Source organism: Microcoleus sp. AT3-D2 (assembly GCF_036705715.1).
In the GTDB taxonomy this organism is placed as follows: domain Bacteria; phylum Cyanobacteriota; class Cyanobacteriia; order Cyanobacteriales; family Microcoleaceae; genus Microcoleus.
In genome coordinates this window covers 1-17,343 of record NZ_JAUBVE010000074.1, presented here as the reverse complement: position 1 = coordinate 17,343, position 17,343 = coordinate 1, and the positions used below count along the sequence as shown (strand labels likewise).

Here is a 17,343-nt window from a genome sequence, read left to right as displayed (position 1 = left end):
TTATGCGAACATTAATCTACCTTTAGGTTGAGGGATCGATCGCCCTAATTGCCGAGCAGTCTCAACCCACTCCTGCATAATAATCTCTAGATTTTGCAATGCTTCTTGATAAGTTTCCCCATCCGCAGCACATCCTGGCAATTCTGGTACTTCGGCAATAAATGCCTGGTCTTCATCACTCCAGTAAATGATTACTTCATACTTCATTATCATCTTGGTTAACCAATTTATATTTCAAAATTACTGCACGAACTTGCTTTACTTGATAAGCTTTAGCTTTTGATTTATCTGCTTTTTGGGGTTGGAGGTTGAGAATTTCTGCGACTCCCTCCTTGCTGAAAATATGGTGACTACCATTAATTCTTACCTCAAATCTTAAAATCTGGAGTATTTGACATAAATCGCTAAAGGAAAAATTAGCATCGGATGCACCAACCATCAGCTTGGCGAGGAGTTTGTTTATTTGAGTCATTAATTATTTTCATTATAGTCTTTGCTTTAGTAGTCTAAAAATAGTGCAGGGGTATAAGCTACGCCCTACACCATTTTAAACTAATTTGGGAACCTTATTCTACTCCCTCAATCCGGTCTTCGACCTCCTGATAAAGTTCACGCAACCTGTCCAAATTGTTCTCCGAAGTTTCCCAATAACCCCGGCCATTCACCTCAAGCAAAGTGCTGACTATCTTGCGGAAAGAATGAGGATTTAAGTTAAGCAAACGCTTTTGCATCTCCTCATCTTGGATAAACGTAGTGTTGACATCCTCATACACCCAATTATCCACAGCGCCCGCCGTCGCACTCCATCCAGTCGTATTCACCAGACGCTTAGAAATCTCCCGCACGCCTTCATAACCGTGCGACAACATCCCCTCGTACCACTTTGGATTCAGCAGCTTAGTCCGCGAATCTAAACGCACGGTTTCTGATAGCGTCCGCACCTGCGCGTTGGCTGTCGTTGTATCAGCAACAAAGGATGTCGGTTGCTTCCCATCTGCGCGCAAACTGCCGATCAATTTAGTCGGATCGGAGTCGAAATAGTGCGACACGTCGGTTAGGGAAATCTCGGCAGAATCCAAGTTCTGGAATGTCACTTCCGCAGTTTTCAAGGAGGATTCAAAAATCTTCCGGTCTTGTTCCATTGTTCCCGGATTGTCGGAAGAAAAGGCGAAGGATTTGCGAGTTAAGTACATTTCCTGCAACTCGGCTTCGCTTTCCCAAGTGCTGTTTTCCACCGCCAAGTTGATGTTAGATGAATAGGAACCGGAGGCATTGGAAAATACCCGGGTTGCTGCTTGTCGCAGGTTTATTCCCATTTCTTCGGCTTGCTTCAGGGCGTGTTTGCGGACGAAGTTCATCTCTAACGGTTCGTCGGCTTCCGCTGCCATTTTCACGGCTTTATCTAACAAATTCATTTGGTTGATGAACAAGTCGCGGAATACGCCGGAACAGTTAATTACTACGTCGATCCGAGGGCGTCCCAACTCTTCTAAAGAAAGCAATTCGAGTTTGTTTACCCGGCCCAATGCGTCGGGTACTGGCTTCACTCCCACCATCCACATTACTTGGGCGAGGGATTCACCGTAAGTCTTGATGTTGTCGGTTCCCCACAACACAACGGCGATCGTTTCTGGGTAATTTCCGCCGTTATCAACGCGCTGTCTTTCTAACAGCCGATCGACTACAACCTTAGCAGACTTAACCGCCCCCGTTGTAGGGATTGACTGCGGGTCCAAAGCGTGCATATTCTTGCCAGTCGGCAAAACATCCGGGTTGCGAATCGGATCGCCACCGGGGCCAGGCAGAACATACTCGCCTTCTAACGCCCGCAACAAAGCGCCCAATTCGTTATCGGCACAAACTTGCTGCAAGCAGAATTCCAGATACTCAAACAGCGGTTTAATCGGTTCTGGATCGATTTTTTTGTAACCTGCAGCGTGCAAGGCTTCAACCCAAGGTGTTTTCTTGCCCATGTTGAAGAAATTCAACTTAGAAACAAGGGAAACTCTACCCTCAGCGTCGGTTTGTTCCTTCACCAAAGCGCCAACGGCATCCCGACAGGCCAAGGTGATGTTTTGCAGCAATTCGACATCAGTTAAAATGCCTTTGTCGCTGTTAGTGTAAATTTCGCCGATATCGCGTCCGAGACTGTTAGCAATAATCCGCGGCAAGCTGATCAGCCCGTCTTCTTCGCGGTCTAAATTGGCGATATTCACCAAAGTTGCGATCGCCTCTTCCGCAGTCGGCGGCTTACCGATAACGTGCAAACCGCAAGGTAACAACCGCGACTCAATCTCCATCAACTTGCGGTAAACCAAGCCAACTAAATTGTCGCGTTCCTCCGCAGTCATTCCCGCAGCAACCCCTCTTTCTTGTTCCGGAGGTAGGGCGATATCTTTGTCCAAATTCACCAAACGGCATTTTTCGACGATCGCATCAACAATCGGCACACCGCGCCCAGTCTCTTTCAAAGTTTGATAAGAAGCAATTAACTCGCTGAGTTCCTGCAAACCTTTGTACAAACCAGCATTTTCTGCCGGAGGAGTCAGATAGCTAATTGTTTCAGCATAACTGCGGCGCTTAGCAATTGTTGCCTCGCTGGGATTGTTGGCGGCGTAATAATAGATATTGGGAATTTTGCCGATCAAACTGTCGGGATAACATTCCCCAGACATTCCCATCTGCTTACCGGGCATGAATTCTAGCGAACCGTGAGTGCCAAAGTGCAGCACCGCATCCGCACCCCAAATGCGCTCCAAATAAGTGTAGTAAGCAGCAAAACCGTGGTGCGGGCTGGCGGAACGAGAGAATAACAACCGCATCGGATCGCCTTCGTATCCAAAAGTAGGTTGCACTCCGATAAACACATTGCCAAAATGTTTGCCGAAAATCAGCAAATTTTGTCCGTCGCTGTTCAAATGTCCCGGAGGCGGGCCCCAGTTTTCTTGCAAGCGTTCCGAGTAAGGAGTGAATTCTTCGTATTCAGCTACCGACATCCGGTAAGCAACATTTAATTCCGGAGTTTGGTATTGGGCTGTTGCGTCGTGGATGACTTCTTGCATCAGTTTTTCGGCGGAATCCGGCAATTCTGGCAAGTCGTAACCGTTGCCTTTTAAGGCTTTCAATACTTGGTAAATCGAGCCGAAAACGTCCAAATAAGCGGCTGTTCCGACGTTGCCTTTGTCCGGCGGGAAACTGAAAACTGTGATGGCAACTTTTTTATCTAATTTTGGTTTGCGGCGCAGCATTGCCCACTTCATGGCGCGCTGGGAAATTGCTTCGATTCTATCTTGCAGGGCGATCGCCTTGCCAGTTGCGCCGTCTCTTCCCGACAAAATAATCGGTTCGATCGCGCCATCCAACTCGGGAATGGCAATTTGCAAAGCAACTTGAATCGGGTGCAAGCCTAAATCGCTATTTTCCCACTCTTCCGTCGTTTGGAAAACCAGCGGCAAAGCCACCATGTAAGGGCAGTTTAGCTTTTTCAAAGTCTCGATCGCCTTCGGGTGATCTTGTTTCGCCGGGCCGCCCACCAGCGCAAAACCAGTCAGAGAAACCACCGCATCAACGATCGGCAGTGGCGCAACACCTTTGGTTCCAACTTCCAAGAAAAAAGTCTCGACTGGTTTCGAGAAGTCCAAACCGCCGGCAAAAATCGGCACCACCCGCGCCCCCATTGCCTCCAATTCCTGCACCATTGCTACATAGTGCGCGTCATCTCCCGTGACTAAGTGAGTCCGCTGCAACACCAAGCCGATGCAAGGTGCGAGGGGGTCTTTGAGATCTGCCGAAATATCTTTGCGGGCGTTGTACCAGGTGAGATATCCTTTTACATCCTCAAACATCGACGGTGCCAAAGGATGCCAAATTCCCATATCCGGGTAGACAACGGGATCTTGAAAACTTAGCTGTTCCTGGCCTTTGAATACATATTTATGTGACAGCATCAGCAGGAAGTTTTCCAAGTTTTCTTGGGAACCCCCCAGCCAATACTGGAAACTCAGCATGAAGTTGCGGGCATCTTGGGCTTTGTCGATGGGCAAATATTTCAGCACTTTCGGCAAAGTTTGCAGCAGTTTCAGCATTCCGTCTTGGAAGGAACTCCCGGATTTTTCCTTCCGTTTTTTCATGAATTCGCCGATCGCACTTTTGCTTTGTCCCAACTGTGCCATCGAGAAACTACCCATTTTATTTAGTCGCATCACCCCCGGCATCGACGGGAAGACGACGGCGACATCCAAGCTGTCGCGCAGCGGTTCAACTGCCGCTACCACTTTTTCTGCCAAATCTTCGATGAAAATTAGAGAAGCAATAAATACATTGGCATCCGCCACATCCCGCTTGAAGGCCTCGTAATTTTCCGGGCTGCGGAGTTCCTCGATCAGGTAGCCACTGATTTCTATTGCCAAATTCGGATTTTTCTGATTGATCGATCGAACCGCTGCCGACAGGGCGCTTTGATACTGCGGTTCTAGTACGACATAGACCACCTTCATGAGCGATCGCCCCTGCAAGTTTTCCGGCACAACGTGGCGAATGGTGGGCTTGACGTGAGTGAACATCCGGTTAGGCTCCTTTAAGATGCTGTTTTCGGGAATCGGGAATTTTTTTATCCCATAAGCATTTTTACCAGAAAACGCTTGCCATTAGGCGATTTGAGCCTGCACATGACACAATTCGACAAATTTAGGTCAAATTTTCGTTACATTTTTTTATAAATTCCTTGAGCAAATACTCCATATTTTATTTACAAAAAGTTACTTGACAAAATATATATTTTGTGTATACGATTAATGGATTGGATGAAAATAATTAAAAATTAACCCAGGATTGAGAAAGGAATCCTGAAAAAAGTTCCAAGTTTTGTAGAATTGATCAAACTGGCGATCGCTCAATTAACTGAGGGGAAAAAGGCATAATTTCGGAAGGCAGAATCGAGCCTTCGATAATTGCTGAGTCACAAAAATTGATATTTTACCAGGAACTTAAAACCATTTCATAAAGTCTGTTTTGTGTAAATTCCTGATCGGCGATCGAGTTCATGGAAAACTAATTGCTATAGAATCTCAAACTCATCAAAACTTTAGGGGGAAAACATGGCTAACTACGCAATTTTCGACGAACAATTCTACCTCGCCTCATATCCTTGGGTCAAACCAGCCATTGACGCAGGAGTCATCTCATCTGGGAGAGAGCACTTTGAAAAATTTGGGCGAGAAGGCGGTCTAACTAAAGTATCGCGTTATTTTGACGAAAATGCTTACCTTGCTGGGAATCCAGATCTCGCACCCTTCGTCCGCACAGTAAACCCAAACGCGCCTTTTGCGACCGGCCTCGATCACTTTATCCAGTTCGGTTACGATGAAGGACAGCGCCGCACCCAAGTATCACCCGAATACAACGAAACCTTTTATTTAGCAAACAACTCTGAACTCCAACCGTTCGTTCAGAACGGAACTTTCAAATCCGGCTTCGACCATTTCATTCAATTCGGGTCCAAAGAAGGTCGGTTTGGGACTTCATTTTTTGAGCCGGAATACTTAAAAGAAAACCCCGACATCGTGCCGTTTGTCAACTCTGGAAACTTGAAAACCGGCCGCGAACACTTCTTCAATTTTGGACAATTTGAGCCGGCCCGCGACGCGACTTTTGTCGGCACCCGTACCAACGATGTTTTAACTGGTGTTGGCGTGGGCGATGTCGAACTTGTGGGAGTGGAAGTAGGAATAGATCCCCAAGGCAACCGGCAATATGAAAGCTTTGGCACCAATGAATTCGATGTCCTAATTGGTGCACCAGGAACTAATACATTTGTACTCGGAGTTCCTCCTACAGCCGGGAATGTCACCCCGACACCGCTGTATTTGGGTAACGGTCAAGCTACGATTCGCAACTTCGACATCGAAAGCGATTTTATCCAACTGCAAGGAACTTCTTTAAACGGCTACAGCCTGACTCCGGTTGGCAACAATTTGTCAATCCAGCGTTTTGGAGATGTGCTCGGCGTGATTGAAGGAGGAGCAACCTTGGGTTTGACTTTCCAAGAATCTAATGGTAACGGTACTTTCTTGATTGGATAGTCATTGGTCATTGGTCATTAGTCATTAGTCATTGGTCATTAGTCATTAGTCATTAGTCATTAGTCATTAGTCATTAGTCATTAGCTAATGCTGATGATTAATGATTTTTTATTGGTGGTGGGCGATGGTTCTATAAAAAAGTACGATCGTACTTTACATTATTAAAACAGCAACGATGAATTACGATATCTTCGACGAACAATACTACCTTTCGCAATATCCGTGGCTGAAACCGGCCATTGATGCAGGAATCATCAAATCCGGGAGAGAACAATTTGAAAAATTTGGTCAAGCCGCCGGCCTCACCAAAATATCGCGGTATTTTGACGAAGATACTTACCTTGAGGGAAATCCAGACCTCCAACCCTTTGTCCGCACTCCTAGCAATCCAAACGCTCCTTTTGCTACAGGCTTAGATCACTTTATTCAGTTCGGTTACGATGAAGGAACTCGCCACACCCAAGTATCGCCTGAGTACAACGAAAATTTTTATTTAGCAAATAATTCAGACCTTCGTCCTTTCGTTCTGAACGGAACTTTCAAATCTGGATACCAGCATTTCATTCAATTCGGCGTCAAAGAAGGTCGGTTTGGGACTTCTTTTTTTGAACCCGAATACTTAAAGAAAAACCCTGACATTGTACCCTTTGTCAACTCTGGAGCCTTGAGAACGGGCCGGGAACACTACTTCAATTTTGGTAAAAATGAGCCAAGCCGGTCTGCTACTTTTGTCGGAACTTCCGGCAACGATGTTATCACAGGCATTGGCGTGGGGAATACGGAACTGATTGGAGTGGATGTAGGTATCGATCCCCGAGGCAATCGGCAGTTTGAAAGCTCTGGACTCAATGAGTTTGATGTCTTGATTGGTGGCCCGGGAGTTGATACATTCGTACTCACACCTCCTCTTCCTACAGGCGGGAATTTCAGCTCGTTCCCGCTCTATTTGGGTAACGGTGAAGCTACTATTCGGAACTTCAAAGCAGGACAGGACTTGATTCTACTGCAAGGAACTTCTTTAACCAGCTACGACTTGATTCCCATTGGCAATAATTTATCAATCGAGGCTTTTGAATTTGTGCTCGGCGTGATTGAAGGAGGAGCTAGTTTGAATTTGAGCTTCCAACAATCTAACGGTAACGGTACTTTCTTGATTGGATAGTCATTGGTCATTAGTCATTAGTCATTAGTCATTAGTCATGAGCTAATACTGATGATTAATGATTTTTTATTGGTGGTGGGCGATGGTTCTATAAAAAAGTACGATCGCACTTTACTTTAAACAGCCAACTATGAATTACGATATTTTCGACGAACAATACTACCTTTCGCAATATCCGTGGCTGAAACCAGCCATTGATGCAGGAATCATCAAATCTGGAAGAGAACACTTTGAAAAATTTGGTCAAGCCGCCGGCCTCACCAAAATATCGCGGTATTTTGACGAAGATACATATCTAGCTCAAAATCAAGATATTACACCATTTGTTCGCACCGCCAACAACCAAAACCGACCCTTTGCTTCAGGTTTAGACCACTTTATCCAGTTTGGTTACGAAGAAGGCCGCACGCGAGTATCGCCTGACTACGACGAAGTTTTTTATTTAAAGCGCCACCCGGAAATAACTCCCTTCGTGCAGAACGGAATTTTTAAATCCGGCTTTCAACACTTTATCCAATTCGGAAAAACAGAAGGTAGGTACGGGACAAGTTTCTTTGAACCACGTTACTTGGGAGATAACCCAGATGTGGCGGCAGTTGTGGAGGCTGGAGGTTTAAAAACTGGTCGAGAACACTATCTAAAATTTGGGCAATTTGAGTCAAATCGATACGGATTTTTTACAGGAACCAACGGTAATGATATCGTCACTGGATTTACAGCGGGAAAAAATCAAATTATCGGAATGCAAGTAGCTTTCGCCGGCCCCAATCCACCTTTTGGCATTAATAAGAATAAGTATGACGCTTTGAAATTGGATGACATCACGAGAGAGCCTTTCCTGACTACTACTGAATTCGATACATTGATTGGCACTTCTGGCATTGATTACTTCGTGATCGGAGATGGTGTTCCCAACAACCGACGTAGTTTGCTCAGCCGGGTAGATTTCTATACGGGCAGTGGGGAGGCCAGGATTGTCAATTTTGAAAAAGGAAAAGATTTTATTCAGTTGGTGGAAACCGTTAATGAACTGAGTATATTTCCATCAGGGGCGGACTTATTAATTCAAAAATCTGGAGATACACTTGCCAGAATTCAGGGCGGAGCAAGTCTAACTCTGCAACCGACTGGGATGATAAATCCATTTAGTCCTCCAGTCGGTCTCACTTTCCTCGGCTAGAAAGCATAAAGCTTAAGTGAGATTTGACTGTTGGGTAAAATCACCCGATCAGGTAATTGTCTCAGTTCTGGATTATTGATAAATTGCCTAAACAGCTCATTAAAGCCGCAGGAATAAAACATGGCTAGTTACGCAATTTTTGACGAAAAATACTACCTTTCTCAATATCCTTGGGTCAAGCCAGCAATTGACACAGGAGTTATCAAATCTGGACAAGAACACTTTGAAAAATACGGTCAAGCCGGCGGCTTAACTAAAGTATCGCGGTATTTTGACGAAGCTACTTACCTCGCTGGCAACCCAGATATTGCTGCCTTAGTCCGCACTCCCAACAACCAAAATGCACCTTTTGCGACCGGGCTAGACCACTTTATCCAATATGGTTACGAAGAAGGTCGCACTCGCGTATCGCCTGAGTATGACGAAGCGTTTTATGTAGCAAATAACCAACAGTTGCAGCCGTTTATTGAGAATGGAACTTTTAAAAACGGCTACCAGCATTTCATTCAATTCGGCCTCAAAGACGGTCAGTTTGGGACTTCATTCTTTGAAACAGAATACTTACAAAAAAATCCCGATGTTCGGCCTTTTGTCGAATCGGGAGCATTGAAAACCGGTCGCGAACACTACTTCAATTTTGGCAAAAACGATCCAAGCCGCTCTGCGACTTTTGTCGGAACTCCTGGGAATGACATCATTACCGGTCCTGGGGTGGGGAATAGCGAATTAATTGGAGTTGAAGTAGGTTTACGTACAGGTAATGGCTTTGGCGAAGGCCGAGTGTATGAAGGTGACGGCAGCAATGAATTCGATACTCTCATTGGCGGTAGCGGCCGCGATATATTCGTACTCGGAGACCTTATAGAAGGCGGTAAAAGTTCTGCGCCCGGAACCGAAAAATTCTATATCGGGCCGGGTTTTGCGACAATTCGGAATTTTACAAAAGGTCAGGATAGCATCGTGCTAGGAGATGGCTTTTTACCTTTCTCAGATCAATACTTGATATTGCCCATCAACAACAATCGAGATTTAGCTATCCAATACAATGCTTCACTCCTCGCTGTTCCCGGAACGGCTCCGTTTGACACGATCGCTGTTATTGAAGGCGGCGGAAATCTCAAGTTGAATTTATTACCAGAATCTAGAGTTACTAGATTTTTACTTGGGTAGAAATCTCGAAGCTATTGGGGATTTGCCTGATTGCTACTGGGGAGTGCGATAATTAATTGTACGCTCCAGAAACCGGATTTATCGAATAAACCCGGTTGCTAAGTCTTTAATGGCGATCGCGCGCCTTTTTCAAAACCTCAACCGCATCTTTGTGGCCCTCCGAAGACGCCCAAATTAACGCAGTCCAAGTATTATTATCATACGCTTTGATATCAGCTCCTTTATCGATTAAAAATTCCACAACTTGAGTGCGCCCGCTACCTGCTGCACTCATCAAAGCCGTCAAACCAAAATTAGTTTTAGCATTCACATCCGCTCCCGCCTCCAGCAAAAGCTGTACAATCTCGGTATGTCCGGCAGCAGCGGCACTCATTAACGGCGTCCACCCGTCATTGTCGTGACTGTTGACATCCGCACCAGCCGCCAGCAATCTTTTGACGATCGCCGAATTGCCAGCCTCAGCCGCAGTCGTCAAAGCCGTCGCACCTTCCTCATCTTTGGCATTGATATCTGCACACTGTTTGATCGCACTTTCTACAGCCGCAACATCACCCGTCTTGACGGCATTAATTAAATCTGTCATAAAATCTCCCTTGCATCCTTTCAAATCTTAAATCCTATGGCAGTAGATATTTTAATCCTCTCTAACGGCCCCGGAGAATTGGCAACTTGGGTGCGTCCCGTCGTGCAAGCTTTGCGCCAGCAATTGGGAAAGACGGGCACTCAAGCGCGAATCTCTGTGGTGCTGTCCCCCTGTCCGCACGCCACCGGGAAAGAAGCGCAAATCGCCTGTTCCTACCCAGAAGTGGACAGAGTGCAAGCACCGGAGCATTTTTTTCCATTCTTATTGTCGGGCAAAACTGCTGAAAATTGGGATTGGCACGAAACAGGAGTTGTTTTATTTTTAGGCGGCGATCAATTTTTTACGGTTGTTATTGGCAAAAGACTTAAATATCGCACTGTTATTTATGCTGAATGGGACGCGCGGTGGTATCGCTGGATTGATAAATTTGCGGCGATGAAACCAGAAGTTTTTGCTAAAATTCCCCAAAAATATGCTAATAAATTTACAGTTGTCGGAGATTTAATTGCGGAAGTAGCTCGTTCCCAGGCTGTGCCTGGAAACGCATATCCAGAGGCTCTGCCTCGTACAAAAAAAGAATTAATTGGATTGTTGCCCGGTTCTAAAGCTGCCAAATTAGCTTTAGGTGTACCGTTATGTTTGTCGATCGCCCAATCTATCCATCGCCTTCGCCCTGAAACTCGCTTTGTAATTCCCGTTGCTCCTACCTTAGATGTGCAAACTCTAGCACGTTTTGCCGACCCCAAACAAAATCCTTGCCTGCATTTATTTGAGAACGCTAGCGCCGAACTTCAGTTAACAGAACGGCCGTTTTTGCAGACAGAAAATAACTTGCAAGTAGAACTTTGGACGCAGACGCCCGCCTACGATTTGCTATCAGAATGCAGCCTGTGTTTAACTACTGTGGGAGCGAATACTGCGGAATTGGGTTCGTTAGCTGTACCGATGATTGTTTTGATTCCGACGCAGCAATTGGATGCGATGAAAGCGTGGGACGGACTGCCGGGATTGCTGGCAAATTTGCCGTTAGTCGGTTCAGCTTTTGCTACGGCGATTAATTGGCTAATCTGGCAATTGGGAAAGGGAAAGCTTTATGCTTGGCCGAATATTTGGGCACAGGAGGAGATTGTGCCGGAGTTAATTGGGAAGCTGGAACCGGAAGTAATTGCTCAATTGGCGATCGACTATTTGAGCCATCCTGATAAATTAGCACAAATGGGCGATCGTTTGCGTGCGGTTCGAGGAGAAGCGGGGGCGGCGAAAAAAATTGCTGAATTGGTTTGTGAAGAAATTGAGGTGCAATCATCAATAAAACCTCGTAGGGGCGGGTTCACCAACAATCTCTGACTGTAATTCATAATCTAAATAAACCCGCCCCCACCCAACGGTAAATCTCAATCTGCATTATTCCAGTATTTTATAAATAAAGGTTGATACAGGCTATTAGTTGGGTGGGGGCGAGTTTTTGAGATTGTCGGTTTTTGGCAATTATTGCTGGTGAACCCGCCCCTACAGGAGATTAAGCTCGATCGTGCTTAGCAATCACCCAAATGGCGTGGATCATACCCGGAAACCAGAAAAAACAAGTTAGAACCAGGTTGATCCAAAAATCAGTACCAATGCCGACAGTCAAAAATACGCCCAGAGGGGGAACAAATATTGCAGCGAGTAGGCGAATTAAATTGCTCATCTCAGTTACTCCAAACGAGTTTTCTCTTTCAATTTAACTTCACTGACCAACCGAGCCTTTCCCGAAAAATTTAGGCGGTGCTGCCATAGTGTAGACTTCGGTTTCAGCGGCGATTACCTGCCGTAAGTGACCGGGAAGCTGCATCAACCCCAACAGTGTAATTCCGTCTAACATCCGCAACCCGCCAGTTGTTTTCTCGGCGAGTAATTTATCAGTAACTTCGGGTTCGGGCCGCGTATTTATTTCTTGATTAGAAGCTATGGCGAAACCCCAAGGAGCTCCATAAGTAGAAATAAAGCTGGTGCAGGATTGAACGTTGGGGAAAACAGATTTCAGGGTATTTACAATGCGAGCGTGCATTTTCATTTCTGCTGGAGAAACGGGGCCCGCTTGCACTACGAAATATCCGTTAGGCGACATTACCTTGCGAACTTTCTCAAAATACTCCTTGGTAAACAATTGGAAAGATGGGCCTTCTTCAATGGGATCGGACAAGTCAGAAATGACAATATCCCAATCATTGTCAGTTTTATCTAAATAGTCCAAAGCATCGCCGATTACTACTTCGCAGCGGGGGTCGTCAAAGGCATTTTGGTGCATTTCAGGCAGGTGTTCGCGGCAAGCTTCTACTACTTCGCCGTCAATGTCGATCATCACGACTTTTTCAACTGTTTTCCAGCGCAGCACTTCTCTAATTGTAGCTCCTTCTCCGCCGCCGAGAACGAGGACTTTTTTGGGTGAACCGTGACAAATCATGGCTGGGTGCACCAGGGGTTCGTGGTACAGAAACTCGTCGCCTGTACAAGATTGCCACTTACCGTCCAAAACTAAGCCTTTGCCGTAGGTACCGGTCTGAACTACGTACATTTCTTGATAGGCTGTTTTCTTGTAAGCGAGCACTGCGATGATGCCGTGAACGTAAATATCCCAAGGGGTAATGTACTCGCTCATCCAAAAGTCTGCACGAACTTCGCTACCTGACATCAATTACTCTCCAAATATAAACTGCTGTGTCGATGTTGTCACAAGTAGTAGTTATTAGCACACAATGGTGCGGGTGTGTGAGTACGATCGACACATTGCAGTGAGATTTCTCAGCAATGGTATAGTGTGATTGCGTTTTGGGAGAGACTAATTTGCTTAATACTTGAGATTCCTTGTGGGATCTCGCGCGCCCAGCCGATCGCACTTTTCCCGTCGCCCCCGGAGTCGATCGCACTCACATTTAATATTTCCCCTTTGCATTGCCCACGGGTTTTGTACAAAGGTTGTCTGAATCGGACAATTTTTCGCACTGGGCCCGCCTTGATAAGTTTGCGATCGGCCAGCTTATTTATCAACAATCCGATGAAAAACCCGCAAATGCGAGAGGGGGGAATAAAAGTAGCGATCGGTTTTAACCAGAGTTGTTATTAATATGTTGACATTGTGAATGTATCTTAGATAAGATTTTTATATCGACCCAAATCAAGGAACTGTTGAAATTTTCGGACAAAATTGGCTAGGCGATGTACACCGAGATTCTAACTATGTAAAGGGTGCAACTAAATTTTCTAATAAAAATGTTCTGACACTATTTTTAGGTTCAAAATAATAGCCGATGGAAGCAACCGACTGGGACAACAGAATCAAAGAGCTGGAAAAGCAAAATCGACTCCTGCGGGAAAAACTCGAAAAATCGAAAACCGAACGCAGCCAATTACAAGCCCTTAATCAAAAAAAAGAATCTTTGCTAAAAAAGCTCACTGAGGAATTTAGAGATTCCGAAAATATTTTAAAAGCAAGAATGTCTACACTAGAAAAAGCTCTCTTAAACCAGCAAACAACGCAGCTCAAATTGATCGAAGCCGAAAAAATGTCGGCTTTGGGCATTTTGGTAGCTGGTATTGCCCACGAAATCAACAATCCCGTCAACTTCATCTACGGCAATATTACCTATGTCAATGACTACGCTGGCGACATTTTAACATTGCTAGCAATGTACCAGGATAGGTATCCCGAAACAGATGCAGAGATTGAAGCTTTTCTGGAAAAAATTGACATCGACTTTCTGCGCGAAGATTTGTTGAAAACTCTTTCGTCAATGAAAGTTGGCTCCGAGCGCATCCGCGAAATTGTGTTGACTTTACGCAACTTTGCGCGGGTAGATGAAGGCGAAAAGAAACCTGTTAACATTCATGAAGGGATTGACAGCACTTTGTTAATTTTGCAGCATTTAACTAAACAAAAACCAGGTCATTCGGCTATAAAAGTTATTAAAAATTATGGATCTTTGCCCAAGGTAGAGTGTTATGCTGGGCAATTAAATCAGGTGTTTATGAACATCATTAATAATGCTGTGGATTCCCTGCGGGAGCGAGAGCAAAATTCGTCACTGGACGAGATAGAAGCAAACCCTATCCAGATGACAATTACTACTTCTATTATTTCCGAAAATGGGGCAAGAATTAGCATCAAAGATAATGGTCTGGGAATGAATGAATCTGTAAAAACTAAAATTTTCGATCCCTTTTTTACCACCAAACAAGTTGGTCACGGGACGGGTTTGGGATTATCAATTAGCTATCAGATTGTTGTGGACAAACACGGCGGGAGGTTGGAGTGCATCTCCGCAATTGGAGAAGGGACTGAATTGGTGATCGAGATTCCGATCGCCAATTCCGGCCACTAAGATCGATCGATCGAGCTAAACTGAGGGATAATGAAAACTCCCTTTGACCGCGGCTCCTCCTAGTTTGATGTGCAACCCTATGTCTACTGTCACTTTTGGTTTGTCAACCCCTATAGCGGCAGAGGCCGGGGCATCCTACGGCAGCAGCGAACCGCCACAGCGCCCCACCGTGCGGGCAGAGTGGATCGAGGTATTGGTGGACTCTCCTTTCAGGGTTGCGGGGGACTCTCCTGGGGAGGAAAACAAATTATTTACTTATCGTTTACCTGCGGAACTTACCGTGCAACCAGGGGATATTTTGAGTGTACCCTTTGGCAGTCAACAGGTAGGGGCGATCGCGATTCGGTTCATTTCTCAACTGCCGCCAGACTTAGATCCGGCGCGGGTTAAAGATGTCGAAGATGTTGTCAGTACGGGCTTTTTCCCGCCTAATTACTGGGAATTACTCGATCGCACTGCCACCTATTATTGCACACCTTTAATTCAAGTAATTAGAGCCTCGCTGCCGCCCGGTTTGTTAAGCCGTTCCGTGCGCCGAATTCGCTTAATTAAGGACGCAATTTCTCCGAATGCCGAAACATTTCTCAATCCCGCCGCTAGTCAAATTTTGCAATTGCTGCAAGCTCAAAAAAACGGCGATTACACTTGGCAATACCTCCAGCGCCAAGTCAAGGGAAGTTATCGGGGATTGAAAGATTTATTGAAACGCGGTTGGGTAGAAAGTTATTTAGAACCTCCCCATCCTCCCAAACCACAACTAAAACCGGCAGTGACATTAATTGCTAGTGCATTTGTCACAGATTTAACCAAGCGGCAACAAGAAGTATTGGAAGTTTTGCGGCGTGGCGGCGGTGAAATGTGGATGAACGATTTGCTGAGAATTTGCAGCGCGAGTTCTTCTGTTGTCAAAAATTTGGAACAAAAAGGTAGCGTTGTCATCGATCAAAGGGAAGTTCTCAGGGGCGATCGCGGAATTTCTCAATTGCCCGATTCACCCAAAACTTTAACTCATTTTCAAGCAGAAGCTTTAGCGTTTATTAACTCTTTTTCGGGATTCCGTCAAGTGCTGCTGCACGGCGTTACAGGTTCCGGGAAAACCGAAGTGTATTTGCAGGCGATCGCCCCAATCTTAGCCAGCGGCAAATCCGCCCTCGTACTCGTTCCCGAAATCGGCCTCACACCGCAACTTACCGATCGATTCCGAGCCCGTTTTGGCGAGCAAATTTGCGTGTACCACAGCGCCCTATCCGACGGCGAACGTTACGATACATGGCGTCAGATGCTGACTGGAACCCCGCAAATTGTCATCGGCACGCGATCGGCCATTTTTGCGCCTTTACCTCACCTCGGCTTAATTATCCTCGATGAAGAACACGACAGCAGCTTCAAACAAGACCAACCAGCCCCCTGCTACCATGCCCGCACCGTTGCCAAATGGCGCGCCGAATTAGAAAATTGTCCCTTAATTTTAGGTTCCGCAACGCCAGCTTTAGAGACTTTTGTCGGGACGCGCCGAGATTATTACTCATTACCAACTATCCATTATTTATCATTGCCCGATCGCATTTATTCCCGCCCGATGCCGCCTGTGGAAATAGTCGATATGCGCCAAGAATTGCGGCAAGGAAACCGCTCAATTTTCAGTGCTTCCCTGCAAAACGCGCTGGAACAATTGCAAGCAAGACAACAGCAAGGTATCCTGTTTATTCACAGAAGAGGACACAGTACCTTTGTCTCTTGTCGGAGTTGCGGCTATGTGATGGAATGCCCGAATTGCGATGTTTCCCTGTCTTATCACCACGTCGGCGAAGGAACCGCAGAAATATTGCGATGTCACTACTGCAACCATACGGAACGACACCCCCAAAACTGCCCGGAATGCAGTTCTCCTTACTTCAAAAACTTTGGTAGCGGCACTCAGCGAGTCGAACAGGAATTAACGAGATTGTTTCCAGAATTGCGGGCAATCCGGTTTGACAGCGATACGACTAGAAATAAGGGCGACCACCGCAGATTGTTAACGCAATTTGCCAATGGGGAAGCTGATATTTTGTTGGGTACGCAAATGCTGACGAAAGGGTTAGATTTAGCTGGAGTCACATTGGTGGGAGTTGTGTCGGCTGACGGGTTGCTGAACTTATCCGATTATCGGGCAAGCGAACGAGCTTTTCAAACATTAACTCAAGTCGCGGGCCGTGCGGGCAGAGGCGAGGATCCGGGGCGGGTAATTATTCAAACTTACACTCCCGAACATCGGGTTATTCAAGCAGTTAGGCGGCACGAATATGCAGGTTTTGTGGAAACAGAATTAGCAGAAAGAGCGGCGCTGAATTATCCTCCTTCGGGGCGGCTGATTTTGTTGCGATTGAGCAGTGTAGATGCGGCGGAAGTGGCGGTGACGGCGGTACAATTGGCGTCTGTTTGTCAGGAGTATATTGAGCGATTGTCTGTACCGGGGTGTGAGTTGTTGGGGCCTGCACCTGCGGCGATTATGCGGGTGGCAAATCGCTATCGATGGCAGATTTTGCTGAAGTTGCCTTTGGATGAGTCGGTGGATTTGTCGGATTTGATCGGATTGCGCGATCGCACGCCGCGTTCTGTTAGTTTAACTATTGATGTCGATCCGTTGAATTTTGGTTGAGGGTTATTGGTTGGGTGGGGGCGGGTTTTTCTAGATTGTTTGTCAGCCTCAAATATTGTTGGTAAAACCAGCCCCTTGTATCTTAAAAGCTGTAGTTTAGACTAACCAAAGATGAGAACGGTGGCAAAAGAAGAACTAGAGCCACCGCGCCAGGAGAGAATGAGGG

General features: G+C 46.0%; 13 protein-coding genes. 7 read left to right on the top strand and 6 right to left on the bottom strand.

Annotation, left to right across the window (positions count from 1 at the left end):
- From QUB44_RS24500 to QUB44_RS24490, 3 genes are all read right to left on the bottom strand, one after another.
- Positions 1-207 (bottom strand): type II toxin-antitoxin system HicB family antitoxin, encoded by a 207-nt coding sequence (locus QUB44_RS24500; RefSeq protein WP_333253803.1) that lies wholly within the window; start codon positions 205-207, stop codon positions 1-3.
- The gene (locus QUB44_RS24495; RefSeq protein WP_333371559.1) at positions 197-472 is read right to left on the bottom strand and encodes a type II toxin-antitoxin system HicA family toxin; all 276 of its coding nucleotides are present in this window, start codon (positions 470-472) and stop codon (positions 197-199) included. The genes QUB44_RS24500 and QUB44_RS24495 overlap by 11 nt, the downstream gene beginning before the upstream one ends.
- A gap of 94 nt (positions 473-566) precedes the next feature.
- Entirely contained in the window at positions 567-4,562 is a 3,996-nt protein-coding gene (locus QUB44_RS24490) for a magnesium chelatase subunit H (protein WP_333371557.1), read from the bottom strand.
- A 534-nt stretch (positions 4,563-5,096) separates the two neighbouring features.
- Between QUB44_RS24490 and QUB44_RS24485 the strand changes: the two genes are divergently transcribed.
- The 4 genes from QUB44_RS24485 (at position 5,097) to QUB44_RS24470 (ending at position 9,592) form a co-directional block, all read left to right on the top strand.
- Positions 5,097-6,080: a calcium-binding protein gene (locus QUB44_RS24485; RefSeq protein WP_333371555.1), complete on the top strand. Its 984-nt coding sequence runs from the start codon at positions 5,097-5,099 to the stop codon at positions 6,078-6,080.
- Between the two features lie 175 nt (positions 6,081-6,255).
- Positions 6,256-7,242, top strand: coding sequence for a calcium-binding protein (locus QUB44_RS24480; protein WP_333371553.1), 987 nt, complete (start codon positions 6,256-6,258; stop codon positions 7,240-7,242).
- A gap of 130 nt (positions 7,243-7,372) precedes the next feature.
- Positions 7,373-8,422 (top strand): calcium-binding protein, encoded by a 1,050-nt coding sequence (locus QUB44_RS24475; RefSeq protein WP_333371551.1) that lies wholly within the window; start codon positions 7,373-7,375, stop codon positions 8,420-8,422.
- Positions 8,423-8,542: 120 nt separating this feature from the next.
- Entirely contained in the window at positions 8,543-9,592 is a 1,050-nt protein-coding gene (locus QUB44_RS24470; protein WP_333371549.1) for a calcium-binding protein, read from the top strand.
- A gap of 106 nt (positions 9,593-9,698) precedes the next feature.
- Here the strand turns inward: QUB44_RS24470 and QUB44_RS24465 are convergent, their stop codons facing one another.
- Positions 9,699-10,175 carry an ankyrin repeat domain-containing protein gene (locus QUB44_RS24465; RefSeq protein ID WP_333371547.1) on the bottom strand — a complete coding sequence of 159 codons (477 nt, stop codon included), beginning with the start codon at positions 10,173-10,175 and terminating at the stop codon, positions 9,699-9,701.
- 36 nt (positions 10,176-10,211) lie between these two features.
- Here QUB44_RS24465 and QUB44_RS24460 point away from each other — a divergent pair, with 36 nt between their 5' ends.
- Positions 10,212-11,522, top strand: a complete 1,311-nt coding sequence (locus tag QUB44_RS24460; protein ID WP_333371545.1) for a lipid-A-disaccharide synthase — start codon at positions 10,212-10,214, stop codon at positions 11,520-11,522.
- A gap of 172 nt (positions 11,523-11,694) precedes the next feature.
- Here the strand turns inward: QUB44_RS24460 and QUB44_RS24455 are convergent, their stop codons facing one another.
- Both QUB44_RS24455 and QUB44_RS24450 read right to left on the bottom strand, forming a co-directional pair.
- The gene (locus QUB44_RS24455) at positions 11,695-11,865 is read right to left on the bottom strand and encodes a YqaE/Pmp3 family membrane protein (RefSeq protein ID WP_333371544.1); all 171 of its coding nucleotides are present in this window, start codon (positions 11,863-11,865) and stop codon (positions 11,695-11,697) included.
- Positions 11,866-11,904: 39 nt separating this feature from the next.
- On the bottom strand, positions 11,905-12,849 hold the full coding sequence (locus QUB44_RS24450; protein WP_333371542.1) for a fused MFS/spermidine synthase: 945 nt from the start codon (positions 12,847-12,849) through the stop codon (positions 11,905-11,907).
- Between the two features lie 616 nt (positions 12,850-13,465).
- On the opposite strand from QUB44_RS24450, the gene QUB44_RS24445 reads away from it, so the two are divergent.
- Positions 13,466-14,536, top strand: coding sequence for an ATP-binding protein (locus tag QUB44_RS24445; protein ID WP_333371540.1), 1,071 nt, complete (start codon positions 13,466-13,468; stop codon positions 14,534-14,536).
- Positions 14,537-14,615: 79 nt separating this feature from the next.
- Positions 14,616-17,177, top strand: a complete 2,562-nt coding sequence (gene priA, locus QUB44_RS24440) for a primosomal protein N' (RefSeq protein WP_333371538.1) — start codon at positions 14,616-14,618, stop codon at positions 17,175-17,177.
- Positions 17,178-17,343: the final 166 nt, after the last annotated feature.

Bases quoted from the DNA above. Each gene is read 5' to 3' on its own strand.
- QUB44_RS24480 (WP_333371553.1), top strand. From the start codon at position 6,256: ATGAATTACGATATCTTCGACGAACAATACTACCTTTCGCAATATCCG.
- QUB44_RS24485 (WP_333371555.1), top strand. From the start codon at position 5,097: ATGGCTAACTACGCAATTTTCGACGAACAATTCTACCTCGCCTCATAT.
- QUB44_RS24455 (WP_333371544.1), bottom strand. From the start codon at position 11,865: ATGAGCAATTTAATTCGCCTACTCGCTGCAATATTTGTTCCCCCTCTG.
- QUB44_RS24495 (WP_333371559.1), bottom strand. From the start codon at position 472: ATGACTCAAATAAACAAACTCCTCGCCAAGCTGATGGTTGGTGCATCC.
- QUB44_RS24460 (WP_333371545.1), top strand. From the start codon at position 10,212: ATGGCAGTAGATATTTTAATCCTCTCTAACGGCCCCGGAGAATTGGCA.
- QUB44_RS24490 (WP_333371557.1), bottom strand. From the start codon at position 4,562: ATGTTCACTCACGTCAAGCCCACCATTCGCCACGTTGTGCCGGAAAAC.
- QUB44_RS24445 (WP_333371540.1), top strand. From the start codon at position 13,466: ATGGAAGCAACCGACTGGGACAACAGAATCAAAGAGCTGGAAAAGCAA.
- QUB44_RS24500 (WP_333253803.1), bottom strand. From the start codon at position 207: ATGAAGTATGAAGTAATCATTTACTGGAGTGATGAAGACCAGGCATTT.
- QUB44_RS24470 (WP_333371549.1), top strand. From the start codon at position 8,543: ATGGCTAGTTACGCAATTTTTGACGAAAAATACTACCTTTCTCAATAT.
- QUB44_RS24475 (WP_333371551.1), top strand. From the start codon at position 7,373: ATGAATTACGATATTTTCGACGAACAATACTACCTTTCGCAATATCCG.
- QUB44_RS24465 (WP_333371547.1), bottom strand. From the start codon at position 10,175: ATGACAGATTTAATTAATGCCGTCAAGACGGGTGATGTTGCGGCTGTA.
- priA (WP_333371538.1), top strand. From the start codon at position 14,616: ATGTCTACTGTCACTTTTGGTTTGTCAACCCCTATAGCGGCAGAGGCC.
- QUB44_RS24450 (WP_333371542.1), bottom strand. From the start codon at position 12,849: ATGTCAGGTAGCGAAGTTCGTGCAGACTTTTGGATGAGCGAGTACATT.